Origin of the sequence: Alkalihalobacillus sp. NPDC127517 (genome assembly GCF_050276055.1) — a bacterium.
Lineage (GTDB): Bacteria > Bacillota > Bacilli > Bacillales > Bacillaceae_D > Alkalicoccobacillus.
The window spans coordinates 21,044-37,142 of the sequence record NZ_JBNNQX010000017.1 but is presented as its reverse complement, the minus strand read 5'-3'; the positions used below and the strand labels follow the sequence as shown (position 1 = coordinate 37,142).

Genomic DNA, 16,099 nt, shown 5'->3' with positions numbered 1-16,099 from the left:
GATTAATCAAACTGGACGGGCACACCAAGGTCCTTTAACAGCTCAAAATAAGTCGGACATGTTTTAGAAACACAACCAGGATCATTAATCGTAATTCCTGGAACCTTTAGTCCGATTAAAGAGAGGGACATCGCTACCCGGTGATCATCGTATGAGTCGAGAACAGCGGCTTTAGGTGTTCCTGGATAAATGGTCAGTCCATCGGTAAATTCTTCAACCTTAATGCCAAGCTTCGTTAACTCCGCACAAATAGCTGAGATGCGGTCAGACTCATGATGACGGATGTGCTCAACATCTCTTAACGTAATCGGACCTGTTGCGAATGGAGCAAGAGCAGCAATTGTTAATGTCTGATCCGACATTTCCTTCATGCTAATGTCCAAATTACCTTGAAGCTGGTCTGTTCCTTGTACTTCAATAAAGTCTTCACCACGAGTTACTGTACAACCCATTTTTTCATATAAATCAACCATAAAAATATCAGGCTGGTTGGTATCCATCGTTAGGTTTGTTACTTTAATGCGGCTGTTCGTTAAAGCGGCTAAAGCGAAAAAATAACTGGCCGTGGACGCATCTGCCTCTAGGTCTAGTGTTTGACCAATGTATGCGGCTGGAGGAATCACCATCGTTGTTAGCTCATCATTTGCTTCAACCTTTGCACCAAACCGTTCCATCAGATCAATGGTGATTTTCACATATGCATGTTGAACAATGTGATCAGGAATCGTCACAGTTACTTCCTTCTCAGCATAAGGACTAGCAATCAGTAACCCACTAATAAATTGGCTTGACTGTGCACCTGAAATTGTAACTGGACCACCTTTAAGGCCTTGACCTTTTACTTTAAGTGGGTAGTAGCCCTCTGATTCGATGGATGCACCTAATGTCCGAAGACCTTCAAGCAGCAACTCAACAGGACGCTGACTCATGCGCTCACTTGCTTCAACATACCATTCTCCACTTTTTGCAGCAGCAAGTGTACCCGGAAGGAATCTAGCAGTTGTTCCAGCTGCACCGATATATAAGTCAGCTTCTTTTACTGGCCAATTACCTGCACATCCTTCAATTTCTATCGTGTCACCATCCACTTTTGTTTGAATGCCTAGCTTATTTAATGTATCAATACACCAATAGGAATCATCACTACGTAAAATGCCTGAAAGTGTGGAAGGACCCTCAGCCATAGCAGCAATGATAAGCGCTCGATTTGTGAAGCTTTTACTTCCTGGAATGCGAATATCCTTATTAATTGAGTTCTCAAGTGGACTAATCGTTACAGTTTGAACACCATTTAATGATGACCAATCTGAGCGAGCCCGAGAATCTGGAGTATGCACAGAATCACCTCGGTTACATTATTTTAATCCTACTATATCACGAAACGGTGGAGAATGATTAAGTCCTCTAGCATTTCACTCATTTCAAAGGAGTAAAGCTATACTTCAATCGTTGTAAAATCAAGGTTTGCTAATGCTTGAGCAATAGATGGGTAGATGTTATATCCACTAAATTTAATACCGAGCTGGACCGCCGTTTGTGCGATCTCTGGACGAATCCCTGATAAGGATGTACGTGTACCAATAAGCCTAAGTCCTTGAATCAGCTCTGACAGTTGACTGGCAACCATTGTATCGATATGGGAGACTCCTGATAAATCAATTAACAGACAATCAACTTCAAATTCTGCACAAAATTTAATGGTATTTGAGACAATCACTTTCGCTCGTTCTGTATTAATCTCGCCCACCAGGGGCAACAACGAAATCTGATGATTTAATTGAATAACTGGGGAGCTCAGCTCGTTAATTAAATGAGTTTGTGCAAGAATAAACTGTTTTGATTTTTCTTGGCTTTTCTTGCTATAAAGCACAACAACTCGTTGAAAGGTATCTGTAATTTTTTGAATATACGTTTGATAGTCACTTAGTGTACGATCGCCACCATGACGCTTGAGGTATGTATGTAAATAATCTAAATAAATTTGTTGATTGTTGAGAAACTCCTCTACTACTTCTGGTAATAGGGTGTTAAGATGCGCTTCATCCGAAGTCACTTCATCAAGCCATTGCTTAAATGTCTCATCCTCTAACACACTTTCATCATTAAAAAGCTCAATAAAAATCCGATGAAACTGCAGGTTCTGTTCTTTTAATACAGCAATCTCATTTGGATCCTCTGTCCCGTAAACTCCGCCTTTATGCTTGTCCAACCGAGCGTACCAATCATCCGTAATCGACTCTGCATTAGATTTAAAAAAATCATAAAGTGTCACGTGTATACCCTCCTTCTTATCTACTACCTGTTCTTTACCCACATTATTAGAGATTAATTCATCTTTTTTACAAAAATCAGTGAATAAGAGAGATACATTCTAATTAAAAAAACATCAGAGGATTCCTGGAAGAATCCTCTGATGCTACAGCGACTCATATGATTAGTTTGCGTTCTCTTTCATTTCCTTAGAGGTTAGCACTCGTTCATTCCCCATAAATGCAACCGTCACCGCAGCGATCGCGATTGGCACAAGGGCTAGTGTGAACACGAAGGTAACAGAATCAGACATAGCCTCAGTAAGCTGTGTTAACAACTCAGGTGGAATACTTCCTCTTGTTTCAGGCTGGAAGATTTGTTGAATGTCACCTGGCTCACTGACACTGCCTGAGCCTAAGTTCGATCCGCCAATTCTTGACGTAAAAATGCTTGTTTGAATCGTCCCATAGATCGTGACACCTACGGTCATTCCAAACGAGCGAAGGAAGGAGTTTGTTGAATTGGCAGACCCACGATAACGTGGAGAGATTCCATTGATTGATGCAGCAGGTAATAAGGAAAATGAAAAGCCGACGCCGAATCCAACAAGGGCGATATAAAAGCTTAAGGCTATTCTTGATGTTTCAACGGACATCCCTGATAAGAGAAACATGCCAACAAAGAAAAACGCAACAGACACAGCCATTAGCCGCCTGAACGTGACCTTTGTTTGAAGTGTTCCGCCAACCATACTTCCAGCTACCGATCCGAGCATCATTGGCATAAGGACAAAACCAGCACTTGTAGCTGATACTCCGTACACGGCTTGAACATAGATAGGAACAAACACAGCAAGGATAATGAAGGTAGCACCATATAAGAAAGCTAAGATTTGTGAAGTGGCAAATAGTCTGTTTTTGAACATCCAGAATGAGATAATCGGCTCAGATGCTTTTCGCTCGGCAAAAAAGAAAGCAGTGAACATCAAGGCAAAACCGATAAATAAGCCGATGATTGGTGCTGAATTCCAAGCGAACGTTTTGCCACCAAGTTCAAGAGCGAACATGAGACAGACGATGGCAACCACGAGTGTAGAAGCGCCAATCCAGTCAATCTTTTGTTTAATGGTGCTGCGCTCTTCGTGATAGTGCTTAAGAATGAGAAAGAACGCAACGGCACCAATCGGTATATTGATGTAGAAAACCCAATGCCAGCTTAAGGCATCTGTGATAAACGCACCTAATAGTGGGCCAAGAACACTTGATAACCCAAAAACGGCACCAAATAACCCAGTCATTTTCCCACGTTTTTCAGGTGGAAATAGATCAAAAATAATCGTAAAGGCAATGGGCATTAACGCTCCGCCACCAATTCCTTGAATGACTCGATAGGCAATCAACTGTTCCATACTTGCTGCCGTTCCACAGAGAACGGATCCAATGAGAAAAGCGAGTAACCCAAAAAGAAAAAAGCGTTTCCGACCATACATGTCAGATAATTTACCATAGATCGGCATACCTGCCATCACGGCAACCATATATCCTGCAGTAACCCAGACGAATTTCTCGTAGCTCCCAAGATCAGAGACAATTGTACCCATCGCTGTCGCAACAATGGTATTGTCGATGGCAGCCATAAAAATGCCAAGTAATAAGCCTGCTACTACAAATTTACTTTGCGAAGACTCGTTCATATTTTATCTCCTACTATACTGTTTTATTTCGTTATTTTACCATATAACTTACCCGCAATGTAGGACAGATAAGTCATGAGATCGATACCGAAGAACTAGGTCTTTAGATGAATGCATTTTTGTGAGAAGAGGGAGGTTCAATGATACTATCAAAAAAATCCCCTGCATTTTCCCAATGTTCATTGAAGGGAATGTTTGCTAGGGTTGTACCAAGCCAGAACACGCTGGCAAATCATCTAGGAGGGATTTCATGCAGTTTCAAGCAGGCAAATGGACGGTTGGTCTATCGTTAGTTGTTACACTCTCAGCAATACCGGCAATTGCAGGGGCGGAAGATGTAAAGGAAAGGTATCTGATTGGGTTTAAAGAAGAAGCCGATGCGAATACATTTTCAACCCAAGCAGAAACATCTGAAAACCAAGTAGAGGTAGATATTTTAAGAGAATACGAGAATTTACCCATTATTAATGCAGAATTAACAGATGAGGAAGCAGAAGCTCTCGAAGCAGAAGCCTCCATCGAATATGTAGAGAAAGATGTAAAGATGAGTACCATGCAAGACATCCCATATGGCATCCCGCAGGTGAACGCGCCAACCGTGCATGAATCAGGAAACGTTGGTTCTGGTGTATCAGTAGCTGTTATCGATACAGGGATCGCACAACACGAGGATTTAAATATTGTAGGTGGAGAAAGTTTTGTCAGTTCAGAGCCTTCATATGAAGACTTAAACGGACATGGAACACACGTGGCGGGAACGGTTGCTGCACTTGATAATTCAGTTGGCGTACTAGGTGTCGCTCCAGAGGCCGACCTTTATGCGGTGAAGGTTCTAGATCAATTTGGAGATGGATATACGAGTGATATTGCAGCTGGAATTGAGTGGGCAGCCAACCAAGACATTGATATTGCTAATCTAAGCTTAGGTGGTCCAATCGGATCTCCGGTATTACAACAAGCCGTGGATTATGCTGAAGAGCAAGGCACACTACTCATCGCAGCAGCAGGAAACTCAGGTACAAGAGGAATTGGATTCCCGGCAGCGTATGAGAATGTCGTATCTGTTGCAGCAGTAGATGCTGAAAACAACAAAGCCAACTTCTCAAGCTTTGGACCAGAAAACAACATCGCCGCACCTGGTGTTGATACTTTGAGCACCTATCCAGGTGGACAATATGCAGAGCTTAGCGGAACGTCAATGGCCTCGCCACACGTAGCCGGAGTCGCAGCACTTGTACAAGCAGCAAACCCATCAGCAACCGCTACAGAGATTCGCGAAACATTGCAAACAACCGCCACACCACTAGGGAATCAAGAGTACTTTGGTAGTGGATTGGTGAATGCAGAGGCGGCTGTGGGTAGGTAAGGGAAAATAAAAAAACTCTCCGTGAAGGAGAGTTTTTTTAGCTTGGAGGAAGCATTACATTTGGGCTACCCATAATAACGAAGTCGAAGGCAGTAGATACTAATTGTGATTCGTTAACGGTTGTAGCGACTAATCCAGCAACAACAATAGATAAGCTAAATTTAAAAAACTTTTTCAATGAAATCTCCTCCTTAATTTAATAAAGACTATAAAGTTTATAATAACGATGTGCCATTGCTAAATCATTCTTAGAATCATACCATTTGGCTAGATCAAGTGTATAGTATCTAAATTGTATTTCATCATTTGATTTCTCAATAAAAGGTATAAGTTCCTTCTCATAAAATGAGTAAATTCTATCTTCATCTTTTTCGAATTTAAGTATTTGTTCTTTAATCAGTAATCGAGTCTTTTTACTGATATTATCTTTGTTGTTAAAACTTCTTAAACGATCAATGAAATATTCTAAGTCAGAACTTATATTAGCTTTTAAAAGAACTTTTACTAACTCAATAGTGGCAGTTATTTGACCTTCACTTTCTGCTTCAAAATATTCAACACATGTTTTGAAATTTTTAACAGCTTTAGAGTATTCTTTGGTTTCACTAAGTAAAAGTGAGTAGTTAAACAAAGATTTAAAATATAAATCTTCTAGACTAAGTAACTTGGTGTTTCTAAGTATAGCTCTGTAATTATTCTTTGCTTCTTCAAATAAATTAATACTTTCATAATTAATTGCTTGTAGCATCTGTGTGTGTATAACTCTAATAAAGTTATCTTTTTCTTTATAGAAATAAAGAGCTTCTTGTGCATATGGTATTGAATTCTCACTTTGACCTAGAGCGCTATAGCACAATGCAATTTGATAAGAGATTTCTTTCATACTAATGGAAGAATTAGTAGAAAGATTCTTCGTCTTTAGACCCAAGTAATAATCTAAAGCTTCTCGATACTTTCCTTTATGGTAAAGCGTACTACCTGAAATGTATCTAAACAAAAGCTCTTCAATTGGAGATAAGTTTGTTCTATTCTTTTCTACGATTTGGAGATGATATTGGGCTGAATCATTATCTAATTTAGAAAAAAAGTATCTACCCATATAAATGTGGTACAAATGAACCAGATTTGTTTTACTATAGTACTCTTCATCAAGCTCAAGTTCAACTTTCAACTTATCTGCCTTATCCAATTCAAAATAAAACAATGAATCAATAAATTCTTCTAGTCGTTCTTCTAGTACCCCGTACCTCTCCACCTCATCATTTATATCAAGACCTAGGCGCTCCATTAGCATCGCTGCGGTTTCTTTGTTGACACTGTAGGCGTTGTTCTCGATCTTGGATAGGTGAGGGATTGAGCAGATACCGTCTGCTAGTTCTGCCTGGGTAATTCCACTTTTTAACCGGTAGTATTTGATTATTGGTCCAAATTCCATGATTCACCAACCCATGTCTATAGTTTTCATTATAAAACAAATTCCGTTCAAATGGAGAGGATAATGATGTTTTTCTATTGGGAAAAACAAGGGTAGCGCCTAGGTCTTATCTCTTATGTAAGGCGATTGTAGCAAGCTATTCCGATATGTTCAAGAAATATATTGGAATAATTAGGTGAAAACGGTCTATTGAATTGTCTTACTGGAAATTTAAGAAAAGCTAGTGCTGATGTGGTTATTTGATAGGTCTAACCTCCTTATAAGTTAGGCATGAAGTTAACCAGTGAATGCAAATAAGAAGGTTGGGAAATATGATGAAGCGTTAGAATGTAAGCTTTTTCGCTTGGCGTCTGCTTAATGGTTTTTGCTTTGTTATAATAAGGAAACCATTCGTTAAAAAGGGGGTTCTATTATGTCTGAAGTGTCGCAATTGGCTCAGTTGATAAAGCATGCGTCTAACATTACTATCTTAACCGGAGCTGGTGTCTCCACTGCAAGTGGTATTCCTGATTTTCGATCTGCACGTGGCGTCTGGACTGAGGACCAATCGAGAGAATATTATATGTCCACCAATTACTTTTCAAAAGATCCTATCGACTTCTGGAGAAGGTATAAAGATATATTTCACATAAAATTGATGCAAAACTACAAGCCTAATCTAGTTCATACGTTTATAAAGGATCTTGAAAGAGACAAACGTGTATACATTGTCACTCAAAATGTGGACGGGTTACATCAAGCTGCAGGAAGCTCTTCTGTCATTGAATATCATGGATCGTTACGCACAGCCACTTGTCCAGTTTGTGGAATAAAGAAGTCGACTACTCACATTCTTAAAGAAGAAACCCCGCGTTGTCATAACACAAGCTGTCAGGCAATTGTTCGACCTGATATTGTTCTCTTTGGAGATCCCATTACTAAGCATAATGAGGCAGAGCAGGTGATTGATTCTAGTGAGTTGGTCCTGACAATGGGTACATCTCTTCAAGTAAGTCCATTTAACATGCTTCCTGAGTATGCAGTGTATGAACGTGGATTACCAGCTGCTCTGTTAAATGGAGAGCCAACGATAATGGATTCTTTGTTTTCTTTACAACTGCGGGGAGATTTAAGTGAAACGATCACTACATTAAAAAAAGAGCTTTCCTCATGAAGAAAGCTCTCTACTCTTGCGGAGGATAATACCCATTCTGTAGATCGTTAATGGAATAACCAAAATCCATTTGAAGATGAGGATAATCTTTAAATCGCGACCAGTCGCCGCCCCAAGTGAAGCCGAGTGCCTTAGCTAGTTCTACAACTTCCATCCAATCCGCTTCTCCATTATTGTTGCCGTCGTAATTCATATCCCAAATGACGTCACCATCATGTGTACGAAGGGCAAAGTCAACAGCGAGTCCATAATTGTGATAGGATTCTCCACCCCTCGCGTTTGTAACAACCTGACCATTTGCGTCTCTCCCACGGTCATAGAGGGAATTTTGTTCTTCTATTGAGCGAAAGTCGTCAGTAATGACCACTTGGATATTTAGTTCTTCTGCTTGTTCAACCAACTGATTCACTTTTTCAGCGACCATCGGATGAAGGTCTGTTGCAGGTTCAGATGCTTCATTCTTTTGTTTAGCAAAGGCTTCGTGTGGGCCTTCTAACTGTTTCTCTTGATAGAGGATCACTAAAAAAAGAGAGATAAGAATGAGAATGAAGCTCCACGAAAGAAGTACTCCTATTTTTCCTTTCATTCTATGAAACTCCTTTACAACGATAAATGTCGAAACTCCACTCATTGTATCGTATATCTAGGAAGATTCCTATTGAACGTTCTATGAAAATCATGGCATAAGAAAAAGCGCCCGATGACAGAACGCTTTATTTCTTATTTTTCTTGTAAATTCAACACGAAATCTGGGTTACGTCGGATCTTTACAATGAAGTAAATCAATCCAAGTAATAGCCAAGCAGATCCGATGATTAACGCATTCGTACTAATACTTCCTAAAAGCCAAATACAGAATGCAGCACCAGCGCCTGGTACAACTAAGTAGCGTAGGGTCTGTGTAAAGCTTCGGTTCTGCCCGCGAATGTAATAATGTGCAATAACAGAAGCATTTACACTAGTAAAACCAATTAAAGCACCAAAACTAATGAAAGAGTAAATGATCTCAAGCTCACCAAAAATAGCAGTCGTTGAAATAGCACCAACAAATAGAACATTAAATAATGGTGTCTTTAGCTTAGGATGCACATACCCAAAGAATCGTCTCGGCAAAGAATCATCTCGTCCCATGGCATAAAGCAGCCTCGATGCACTTGCATGAGAGGAAAGGGAAGAAGAGATAACGGCAACCATTGTTCCAGCTAAAAATAATGAGTGCATGAAGCTTCCGCCGATATATCCAGCGATCTCAAGAGAGACGGCTTCTGCATTCGCGTAGTTTTGAAAGTTAGGATAAACCTGATGTAGGAAATAAGACGTTACAGTAAAAAGAACGCCCCCGATAAGAACCACTAAAAAGATGGCACGAGGAATATTCTTCTTTGGATTAATCGTTTCCTCTGACATTGTCGAAATTGCATCAAATCCAAGAAAGGAAAAGCAAAGGATCGATGCTCCGGTAAAAATAAGAGACATATCAAGTGAAGAACTGTAAAAAGGGACGGGCGAGAGTAACACACCTGTACCAAGACCTGATGTTAGTCCTTTAATAATAAACCCAACAAAAACGAGGGCGACAATCACTTGAAATGTTACAAAAATAGCTGTGATGTTGGCTGTTAGTTTAATTCCAAACACATTAATTAATGTAATACTTAGAGCTAAGATCAACACCCAGATAAACGGTGGAACAGCTGGAAAGGCTGCGTCTAAATAAGCCGCTCCAATCGCAAAGTTTACCATTGGTAAAAAGAGATAATCGAGTAATAAGGTCCATCCAGCAATAAAGCCGGCATGAGGGTGAATACTTTTCTGCGCATACGTATACGCTGAGCCCGCTTTCGGATACGCCTGTACCATTTTTCCGTAGCTATAAGCAGTAAGTAAAAGTGCTACAATCGTAAAAATGTAGGCAGCAGCCACGTGTCCTTGCGTTAATTGAGCAACGATTCCATAGGAATCAAATACAACAAGCGGATCCATATAGGCTAGTCCGATTACAATAAGCGGAACCAGCGTAAGCGTACGCTTTAATTTCTGTTCTTTCTCCAAGTTAACCACATCCTTTATTTGAACTGAAATCAGTTTAGTCGATTAAACGACCCCTTTCAACAATTAATTTTACATAAAGCGCAATGTAAGCGATATCAGATAAAATTAGGTGAAAGAAGGCAGTTTTTGGCGAATTTATATTGATTTTTTTGTCTACTGATAATAGTATGAATCCATATTCTAGTGAAATAGACACATGTCTTTTTGAGGGGGATTGCTAGAGATGGAAGTGACGTTATATGAATGGTTAATCGTTTCCAGTGTAGTACTCATTGTCTTTTACATATTATCAAGAAAATATCATTGGTCTAAGCAGGTGCTTATCGCCCTTTTCTTAGCGATTAATGCGATCTATCTAGGCTGGCGTGCCGTTTATACGTTGCCAACAATGAACACGATTAGTATTATTGCTGGTATTTTACTTTTACTAACTGAAATCGCAGGGTTTCTTCAGTCGATTGTGTTTAGTGTGATCTCTTGGAAACCATTTAAGCGGAAGCATATACCGTTATCTGAATTTGAGAGTCTACCAACCGTAGATATCTTTATTGCTACATACAATGAATCTGAGGATCTATTAAAACGCACGATTGCTGCATGTACACTCATCCGTTATCCGAAGAATCTAGTCTCAATCTATGTGTGTGATGACGGAAGAAGAGCAAGCGTCCGAGAGCTTTGCGACGAATTTGGAATTGGCTATATTGACCGAAAAGATAACAGTCATGCCAAAGCGGGGAACTTAAACCACGCACTGACTAAAACAAACGGTGAAATTGTGGTGACGATGGATGCAGACATGGTACCTCAAGCCAATTTTTTAGAACGAACAATGGGTCAGTTTACGGATCCGGAGATGGTGTTTGTCCAAGCTCCACAAGTGTTCTATAATGATGATCCTTTTCAATATAATTTGTTTTTTGAGGATCAAATTACAAATGAACAAGACTTCTTTATGCGTCAATTAGAAGAAGGAAAAGATCGGTTTAATGCCACTATGTACGTTGGGAGTAATGCGTTATTCCGTAGAACAGCACTTGATGAAGTAGGTGGTTTTGCCACGGGTGTCATCACAGAGGATATGGCAACAGGCATGCTACTGCAATCAGATAACCAGAAAACAGCCTTTATTAATGAAACATTGGCTGTTGGTCTTTCACCTGAGACCTATGCTGATCTCTTAAAACAGCGCGATCGCTGGTGCCGCGGCAATATTCAGGTTGTCCGTAAATTTAATCCGTTAAAAATGAAGGGATTAAACTTTATGCAGAAGCTTCTTTATATGGATGGCATTCACTACTGGTTCTTTGGTATCTATAAGATGGTGTTCTTACTTGCACCGCTGTTATTCCTTGTTTTTAACATATACAGCTTAGACGTCGCCTTCAATCAGCTATTATGGTTCTGGGTCCCAGCTTTTATTTCATCACAGCTGATGTTTAAGACCGTTGCGAATAAAAAGCGGACAGTGCTTTGGAGTCATGTATATGAAGTAGCGATGGCACCATATATGGCCATCTCCGTTTTATCAGAAGTTTTTCTTAAGAAGAAATTCAAATTTAATGTTACAAGAAAAGGCGTACAAACCAATCAACGACGCTTTCTGTGGGTTACCAGCATTCCGTACTTGCTTCTAGCAGCACTCACTCTTGTCGCTTTGGTAAAAGTGGTTCTTTACTACGTGTATCCAGAGCGGTACTCGGTTAACCCAGATGTGCTCTATATTAATGTGTTCTGGGTACTTTATAATGCAGCGGCTATTATTCTAGCAGTCTTCCTATCCTTTGAGCGTCCGCGGCACCGAAACTCAGAGCGCTTTTCCGTTGATCTTCAAGGTGTTCTTCATGGAAGTGAAGCAGCAGTCTCGTTTAACATTATCAATATTAGTGAGAGTGGCGCCCGTATTGAGTTAGACGCACTTTCTCTTGAAGATCATTTATCAAAGGAAGTGAACTTCAAAGTCGATTTTGCCGGAGTCGAAGGGCTAACTGTAAAGAAGGAGTGGATCAACGAAAAAAATGGGAAACTTTTAATGGGTCTTTCATTTATTGATCCAAACCTTGATCAATACGCTGAGACAATTCGTGTGTTGTTTAGTGAGCCGGTAAATGCGGGGATTGAAAAGTATTACGACAAAGCCTTTTTAACAACAGCGATGTACCGGTTCCTTCGCCGAACAAAAAGAGAAGATCCAAGCTATCATCGACAATCTATTCGTCATGATGTCGCACTTCCTGGTCAGCTAAATATTGATGGTCAAACAGTGGAAATGACTGTGCTGGATTACAGCGAAGCAGGTTGTAGCGTGAAGCTTAACCGGAGTCTTCGTGTAGATCAGTTGGTTAAGGTATCAACAAAGGAACGAGAACTATCAGGACGAACGGCACAAATATGCTGGGTTCGTAAAAAAGGTAGAAATCGATATATTGGGCTGAAATTTGTCGCTTGATTTTGTAAGAGGTTGGGACATAACTAGAAAATAGTAAAAAAATGACGAATGATTCTACAATCGAATCATTCGTCATTCGTGTGTTATTGCTTTTTAGTGAGACAAGCGGAAGGAGAATCCGAGACTCCTGCGGTAAAATACGTGGTGAAGACACTGTAGCGGTGCCTTTTCCGCGGAAGGGGCTGAGGCCGTATCCGCGGAAAGCGAGGGATTCTCCTGTAGCGGATTTTGTGCTGTGTTCGTGTTTTGCTCGCTACATTAATGGGAGGTACCACCCTCTTATTTTAATAGAGATATGATACGATAGCTTAAAAGAAGGGAGCGAATCACGATGAAACGATTGAAACCAGAAGAGTTAAAGAAACAGTTGGATTCAGGTACATCAAATCTTGTCATTGTTGATGTTCGCTATGCTCTGTCAGACACGGATAAAGGAAAACAACTGTACGGGGAATCACACATCCCAGGCGCAATTTACCTGCACATGAGTCATGATCTATCAGGCGAGGCAAAAGAACACGGAGGACGTCATCCGATTCCAGAAACAGGAGAGATCTCTAAAAAATTGGGCGAAGTTGGAATTGATCAAGATACGCTTGTGGTTGCCTATGATGATAAAAAAGGATCGTTTGCAAGCAGATTATGCTGGCAGCTTTATTATCTTGGACACGACAAACACTACATGCTAGAAGGTGGATTTGAGGCCTGGGTTGAAGCGGGGTACCCTACAACGACAGACATACCAACCTACTCTGAAAAGACATTTGTTCCTTCCGTGCGCGAGGAGGCAAGAGTCACGAGAGAAGACGTTATGCAAAGAATCGGTTCGTTCGATTCCATTCTCATCGATGCAAGAGCCCCCGAACGTTATGCGGGTGGAGCAGATTCGCTTGATGCAAAAAGTGGACATATCCCTGGTGCGCTTAATTATTTCTGGGAAGACCTCCTGGATGAATCGGGGAACTGGAAGAGTGGAGCTGCGCTAGTTGAGCATTTCAAAGCACTTCCAAAGGATAAGGAAATCATCGTCTACTGTGGTTCAGGCGTAACCGCGTGTCCGAATGTGTTTGCGTTAAGGGAAGCAGGGTTTGATCACGTGAGACTTTATTCTGGTAGCTGGAGTGACTGGACGAGTTATGAAGATAGTCCGTTTGAAACGGGAAGATAAAAAAGAGTGTTTTTGTGCAAAAAGCTAATGACTTGATCGCAGTCATTAGCTTTTGTTATAGGTGAATGTAGCTAGAGTTCTTATCGAATCGCTTTGTAACAAGCAGCTATGGCTGAAAGGATCACTTTCGGTGCTCGTTTTGGAAGAAAACGATAGGCTTTAAACGCGAATTTTAGATCATCCCACTGCTTGCATTGTTTACTTTGCTTGAAACGGGCAACATCAATGACTTTAACTGAACCATCCTCTGTCAGCATCAAATTGTGTAGATGGATATCAGACGGATTTAACCCCTTTAAACGCGCCGCTTCAATCGCTTGATCAACTGCTTCTACGTTTTCGGTTCTCACCCGAACTCCATGTAATAAGCATTGGAAAAAGGTTTGTCCTTTAATATAATCAATCACAAGATATCCATTGCCAACCTCATATAAAGCTGGGTAATGCGTAGTATCAGCTAACAGTTTATATATTTCTGCTTCCTGGTACGCTAGTTTTTCATAAGGTGGATAAAACACCTTTAACACTCGATTAACAGTTGGAAGCTTAAAAACATAAGCGCTTCTCCCACTACCAACAAGGGTTAAGCTGCGATCATAATTTGAGACAACGGTCTGCCTCCCCCTCTTACTAAATGTAACACTGCCAGCGAGGCGCGAAACAGAGGTTGGACGTACTTGCGCCTTCTCACTCATTAACACTACCCCTTTTTCGTTTGTTTACGTTTTGTTAGTTCTTGCTTTAGCTTAGGTAAGACGTGCTTTTGAGCTTCTTTTAACCCCTTTTTCACCATCGGATGCCCCAAGAGCTTTATAAGTTTAGACATATATGATTCTCCTCTCGTCTTTTCTTAACCAAATAAAAGAGACCCAAGCCACTGTGACTTGGGTCTACCAACAAAAAAAGAGACCTTTGCCACGAAAGTGTGACAAAGGTCTCGCAAACAACAATGATCTGTTGCCAACAGTACCGAGGGACAATCTCCCTGTAATGACGATAGCTGCTGAACTGCTACTCCCCTTTGGAGTATTTAATTAAGTGTTCTCAGTATAGTCGGTATACAAGTGAGGGTCAATCGTTTCCATTGTTTCACATGAAATCTTTACAATTCTTTTGGGAGCATAGTTATGGAGATTCTTGAAAGATAAAGAAAAAGACTTGAAAAAGGTTGAAGAAGAGAACGATTTAGTCGATGATGAAAAATAAGTAGGTAAATATAAAGGAACTAAACGATTAAGAACGAATTGCTTTATCTAGTTCACACAACTGGTACAGCTTTTTTGAACAATTAAATAGATGGCTTAGGGAGGATTTGGGATGAAGTACAGCTATGTGTCGCACCTAGAATGTCCAAAATGTTATGAAGTGTATCCAAAAGGGGAGGTCCATCATCTGTGTTCATGTGGTTCGCCGCTTCTTGTTCGTTATGATTTGAAGGCGTTATCAGAAGCGATGAACCCAAAAGATTTTATGGAACGGGAACTTACTTTATGGAGATATCATGAGCTGTTACCTGTTGAAGATTCGGGCTCGGTTGTCAGCCTGGGCGAAGGCATGACTCCACTTGTTCCTATGACAAAGCTTGGCAGGGAGATGGGACTCTTTCACTTATATATGAAGGATGAGGGTATGGTGCCGACGGGTTCATTTAAAGCCCGTGGTGCCGCAGTTGGTGTGTCAAAAGCAAAGGAGCTTGGCGTCAAACAAATTGCGATGCCGACGAATGGAAATGCGGGTGCGGCGTGGTCCCTTTATGCCGCCAGAGCGGATATTAAAGCGACTATTGTCATGCCTGTAGATGCACCGGAGATTACACGCAAGGAGTGTATCATAGCAGGCGCCGACCTTCATTTAATTGATGGACTGATTAGTGATGCAGGGCAGGTTGTGGCTAAAGCTGTAGCGGAGCACGGAATCTATGATGCCTCTACCCTTAAGGAGCCGTATCGCATTGAAGGAAAGAAAACAATGGGACTTGAGCTCGTTGAACAAATGAACTGGTCGATGCCTAATGTCATTCTTTACCCAACAGGCGGTGGAGTGGGGTTAATTGGGATCTATAAGGCATTACTTGAACTAAGAGAAATGGGTTGGATTGAAGGCAATCTTCCACGACTGGTGGCTGTACAATCTACAGGCTGTGCACCAATCGTTAAGGCATGGCAGGATAAGAGCAGATCCTCCGAATACTTTGAGAATGCCTATACCCAGGCATTTGGAATCAATGTACCAAAAGCCATTGGAGACTTTCTTGTGCTTGATGCCATTTATGAAACAAATGGCTGTGCAGTCGCCATAGATGATGCCACAATGCTTAAAGAGCTTGAAACCATAGGTCGGACAGAAGGAGCCTTCGTTTGCCCAGAAGGCGCTGCAGCCTTTGCGGCAGCTAGAGAACTGAAGCAAAAAGGGTGGATTGGCGAAGAAGAAACAGTGGTTATTCTTAACACCGGACAAGGCATTAAGTACCCAGAGACCGTGCAAGTTGACGTTGAGGTTCTAAGTAAAGGTGAAAGTTTGTCGCGGGTGTAGG

General features: G+C 41.0%; 14 protein-coding genes. 5 read left to right on the top strand and 9 right to left on the bottom strand.

Annotated elements, in window-relative coordinates; translation table 11 throughout:
- Window positions 1–2: 2 nt before the first annotated feature.
- From aroA to ACQKKO_RS18735, 3 genes are all read right to left on the bottom strand, one after another.
- Window positions 3–1,337, bottom strand: coding sequence for a 3-phosphoshikimate 1-carboxyvinyltransferase (gene aroA / locus ACQKKO_RS18745; protein ID WP_498649885.1), 1,335 nt, complete (start codon window positions 1,335–1,337; stop codon window positions 3–5).
- Between the two features lie 98 nt (window positions 1,338–1,435).
- Complete coding sequence (locus ACQKKO_RS18740) at window positions 1,436–2,272, bottom strand: STAS domain-containing protein (protein WP_498649883.1); 837 nt, start codon at window positions 2,270–2,272, stop codon at window positions 1,436–1,438.
- Window positions 2,273–2,434: 162 nt separating this feature from the next.
- Complete coding sequence (locus ACQKKO_RS18735) at window positions 2,435–3,943, bottom strand: MDR family MFS transporter (RefSeq protein WP_498649881.1); 1,509 nt, start codon at window positions 3,941–3,943, stop codon at window positions 2,435–2,437.
- A gap of 250 nt (window positions 3,944–4,193) precedes the next feature.
- Between ACQKKO_RS18735 and ACQKKO_RS18730 the strand changes: the two genes are divergently transcribed.
- On the top strand, window positions 4,194–5,309 hold the full coding sequence (locus tag ACQKKO_RS18730) for a S8 family peptidase (protein WP_498649879.1): 1,116 nt from the start codon (window positions 4,194–4,196) through the stop codon (window positions 5,307–5,309).
- A gap of 37 nt (window positions 5,310–5,346) precedes the next feature.
- Here the strand turns inward: ACQKKO_RS18730 and ACQKKO_RS18725 are convergent, their stop codons facing one another.
- Together ACQKKO_RS18725 and ACQKKO_RS18720 are read right to left on the bottom strand one after the other, a co-directional pair.
- The gene (locus ACQKKO_RS18725) at window positions 5,347–5,487 is read right to left on the bottom strand and encodes a hypothetical protein (RefSeq protein ID WP_498649877.1); all 141 of its coding nucleotides are present in this window, start codon (window positions 5,485–5,487) and stop codon (window positions 5,347–5,349) included.
- Between the two features lie 18 nt (window positions 5,488–5,505).
- On the bottom strand, window positions 5,506–6,744 hold the full coding sequence (locus ACQKKO_RS18720; RefSeq protein ID WP_498649876.1) for a helix-turn-helix domain-containing protein: 1,239 nt from the start codon (window positions 6,742–6,744) through the stop codon (window positions 5,506–5,508).
- Between the two features lie 412 nt (window positions 6,745–7,156).
- Between ACQKKO_RS18720 and ACQKKO_RS18715 the strand changes: the two genes are divergently transcribed.
- Window positions 7,157–7,897 carry an NAD-dependent protein deacylase gene (locus tag ACQKKO_RS18715; RefSeq protein WP_498649874.1) on the top strand — a complete coding sequence of 247 codons (741 nt, stop codon included), beginning with the start codon at window positions 7,157–7,159 and terminating at the stop codon, window positions 7,895–7,897.
- 10 nt (window positions 7,898–7,907) lie between these two features.
- On the opposite strand, the gene ACQKKO_RS18710 is transcribed toward ACQKKO_RS18715, so the two are convergent.
- Window positions 7,908–8,483, bottom strand: coding sequence for a M15 family metallopeptidase (locus tag ACQKKO_RS18710; protein ID WP_498649872.1), 576 nt, complete (start codon window positions 8,481–8,483; stop codon window positions 7,908–7,910).
- Window positions 8,484–8,617: 134 nt separating this feature from the next.
- A complete protein-coding gene (locus ACQKKO_RS18705) occupies window positions 8,618–9,949 on the bottom strand; it encodes an APC family permease (RefSeq protein WP_498649870.1) in 1,332 nt (443 codons plus the stop codon).
- Window positions 9,950–10,172: 223 nt separating this feature from the next.
- Here ACQKKO_RS18705 and ACQKKO_RS18700 point away from each other — a divergent pair, with 223 nt between their 5' ends.
- On the top strand, window positions 10,173–12,398 hold the full coding sequence (locus tag ACQKKO_RS18700; protein WP_498649868.1) for a glycosyltransferase family 2 protein: 2,226 nt from the start codon (window positions 10,173–10,175) through the stop codon (window positions 12,396–12,398).
- A 331-nt stretch (window positions 12,399–12,729) separates the two neighbouring features.
- Window positions 12,730–13,566, top strand: coding sequence for a sulfurtransferase (locus ACQKKO_RS18695; RefSeq protein ID WP_498649867.1), 837 nt, complete (start codon window positions 12,730–12,732; stop codon window positions 13,564–13,566).
- Window positions 13,567–13,646: 80 nt separating this feature from the next.
- On the opposite strand, the gene ACQKKO_RS18690 is transcribed toward ACQKKO_RS18695, so the two are convergent.
- Window positions 13,647–14,261, bottom strand: a complete 615-nt coding sequence (locus tag ACQKKO_RS18690) for a protein kinase family protein (protein ID WP_498649865.1) — start codon at window positions 14,259–14,261, stop codon at window positions 13,647–13,649.
- Between the two features lie 5 nt (window positions 14,262–14,266).
- Window positions 14,267–14,392: a hypothetical protein gene (locus ACQKKO_RS18685; RefSeq protein WP_498649863.1), complete on the bottom strand. Its 126-nt coding sequence runs from the start codon at window positions 14,390–14,392 to the stop codon at window positions 14,267–14,269.
- Window positions 14,393–14,883: 491 nt separating this feature from the next.
- Between ACQKKO_RS18685 and ACQKKO_RS18680 the strand changes: the two genes are divergently transcribed.
- Window positions 14,884–16,098, top strand: a complete 1,215-nt coding sequence (locus ACQKKO_RS18680) for a threonine synthase (RefSeq protein WP_498649861.1) — start codon at window positions 14,884–14,886, stop codon at window positions 16,096–16,098.
- Window position 16,099: the final 1 nt, after the last annotated feature.

Bases quoted from the DNA above. Each gene is read 5' to 3' on its own strand.
- ACQKKO_RS18735 (WP_498649881.1), bottom strand. From the start codon at position 3,943: ATGAACGAGTCTTCGCAAAGTAAATTTGTAGTAGCAGGCTTATTACTT.
- ACQKKO_RS18730 (WP_498649879.1), top strand. From the start codon at position 4,194: ATGCAGTTTCAAGCAGGCAAATGGACGGTTGGTCTATCGTTAGTTGTT.
- ACQKKO_RS18720 (WP_498649876.1), bottom strand. From the start codon at position 6,744: ATGGAATTTGGACCAATAATCAAATACTACCGGTTAAAAAGTGGAATT.
- ACQKKO_RS18715 (WP_498649874.1), top strand. From the start codon at position 7,157: ATGTCTGAAGTGTCGCAATTGGCTCAGTTGATAAAGCATGCGTCTAAC.
- ACQKKO_RS18710 (WP_498649872.1), bottom strand. From the start codon at position 8,483: ATGAAAGGAAAAATAGGAGTACTTCTTTCGTGGAGCTTCATTCTCATT.
- ACQKKO_RS18700 (WP_498649868.1), top strand. From the start codon at position 10,173: ATGGAAGTGACGTTATATGAATGGTTAATCGTTTCCAGTGTAGTACTC.
- ACQKKO_RS18695 (WP_498649867.1), top strand. From the start codon at position 12,730: ATGAAACGATTGAAACCAGAAGAGTTAAAGAAACAGTTGGATTCAGGT.
- ACQKKO_RS18690 (WP_498649865.1), bottom strand. From the start codon at position 14,261: ATGAGTGAGAAGGCGCAAGTACGTCCAACCTCTGTTTCGCGCCTCGCT.
- ACQKKO_RS18685 (WP_498649863.1), bottom strand. From the start codon at position 14,392: ATGTCTAAACTTATAAAGCTCTTGGGGCATCCGATGGTGAAAAAGGGG.
- ACQKKO_RS18680 (WP_498649861.1), top strand. From the start codon at position 14,884: ATGAAGTACAGCTATGTGTCGCACCTAGAATGTCCAAAATGTTATGAA.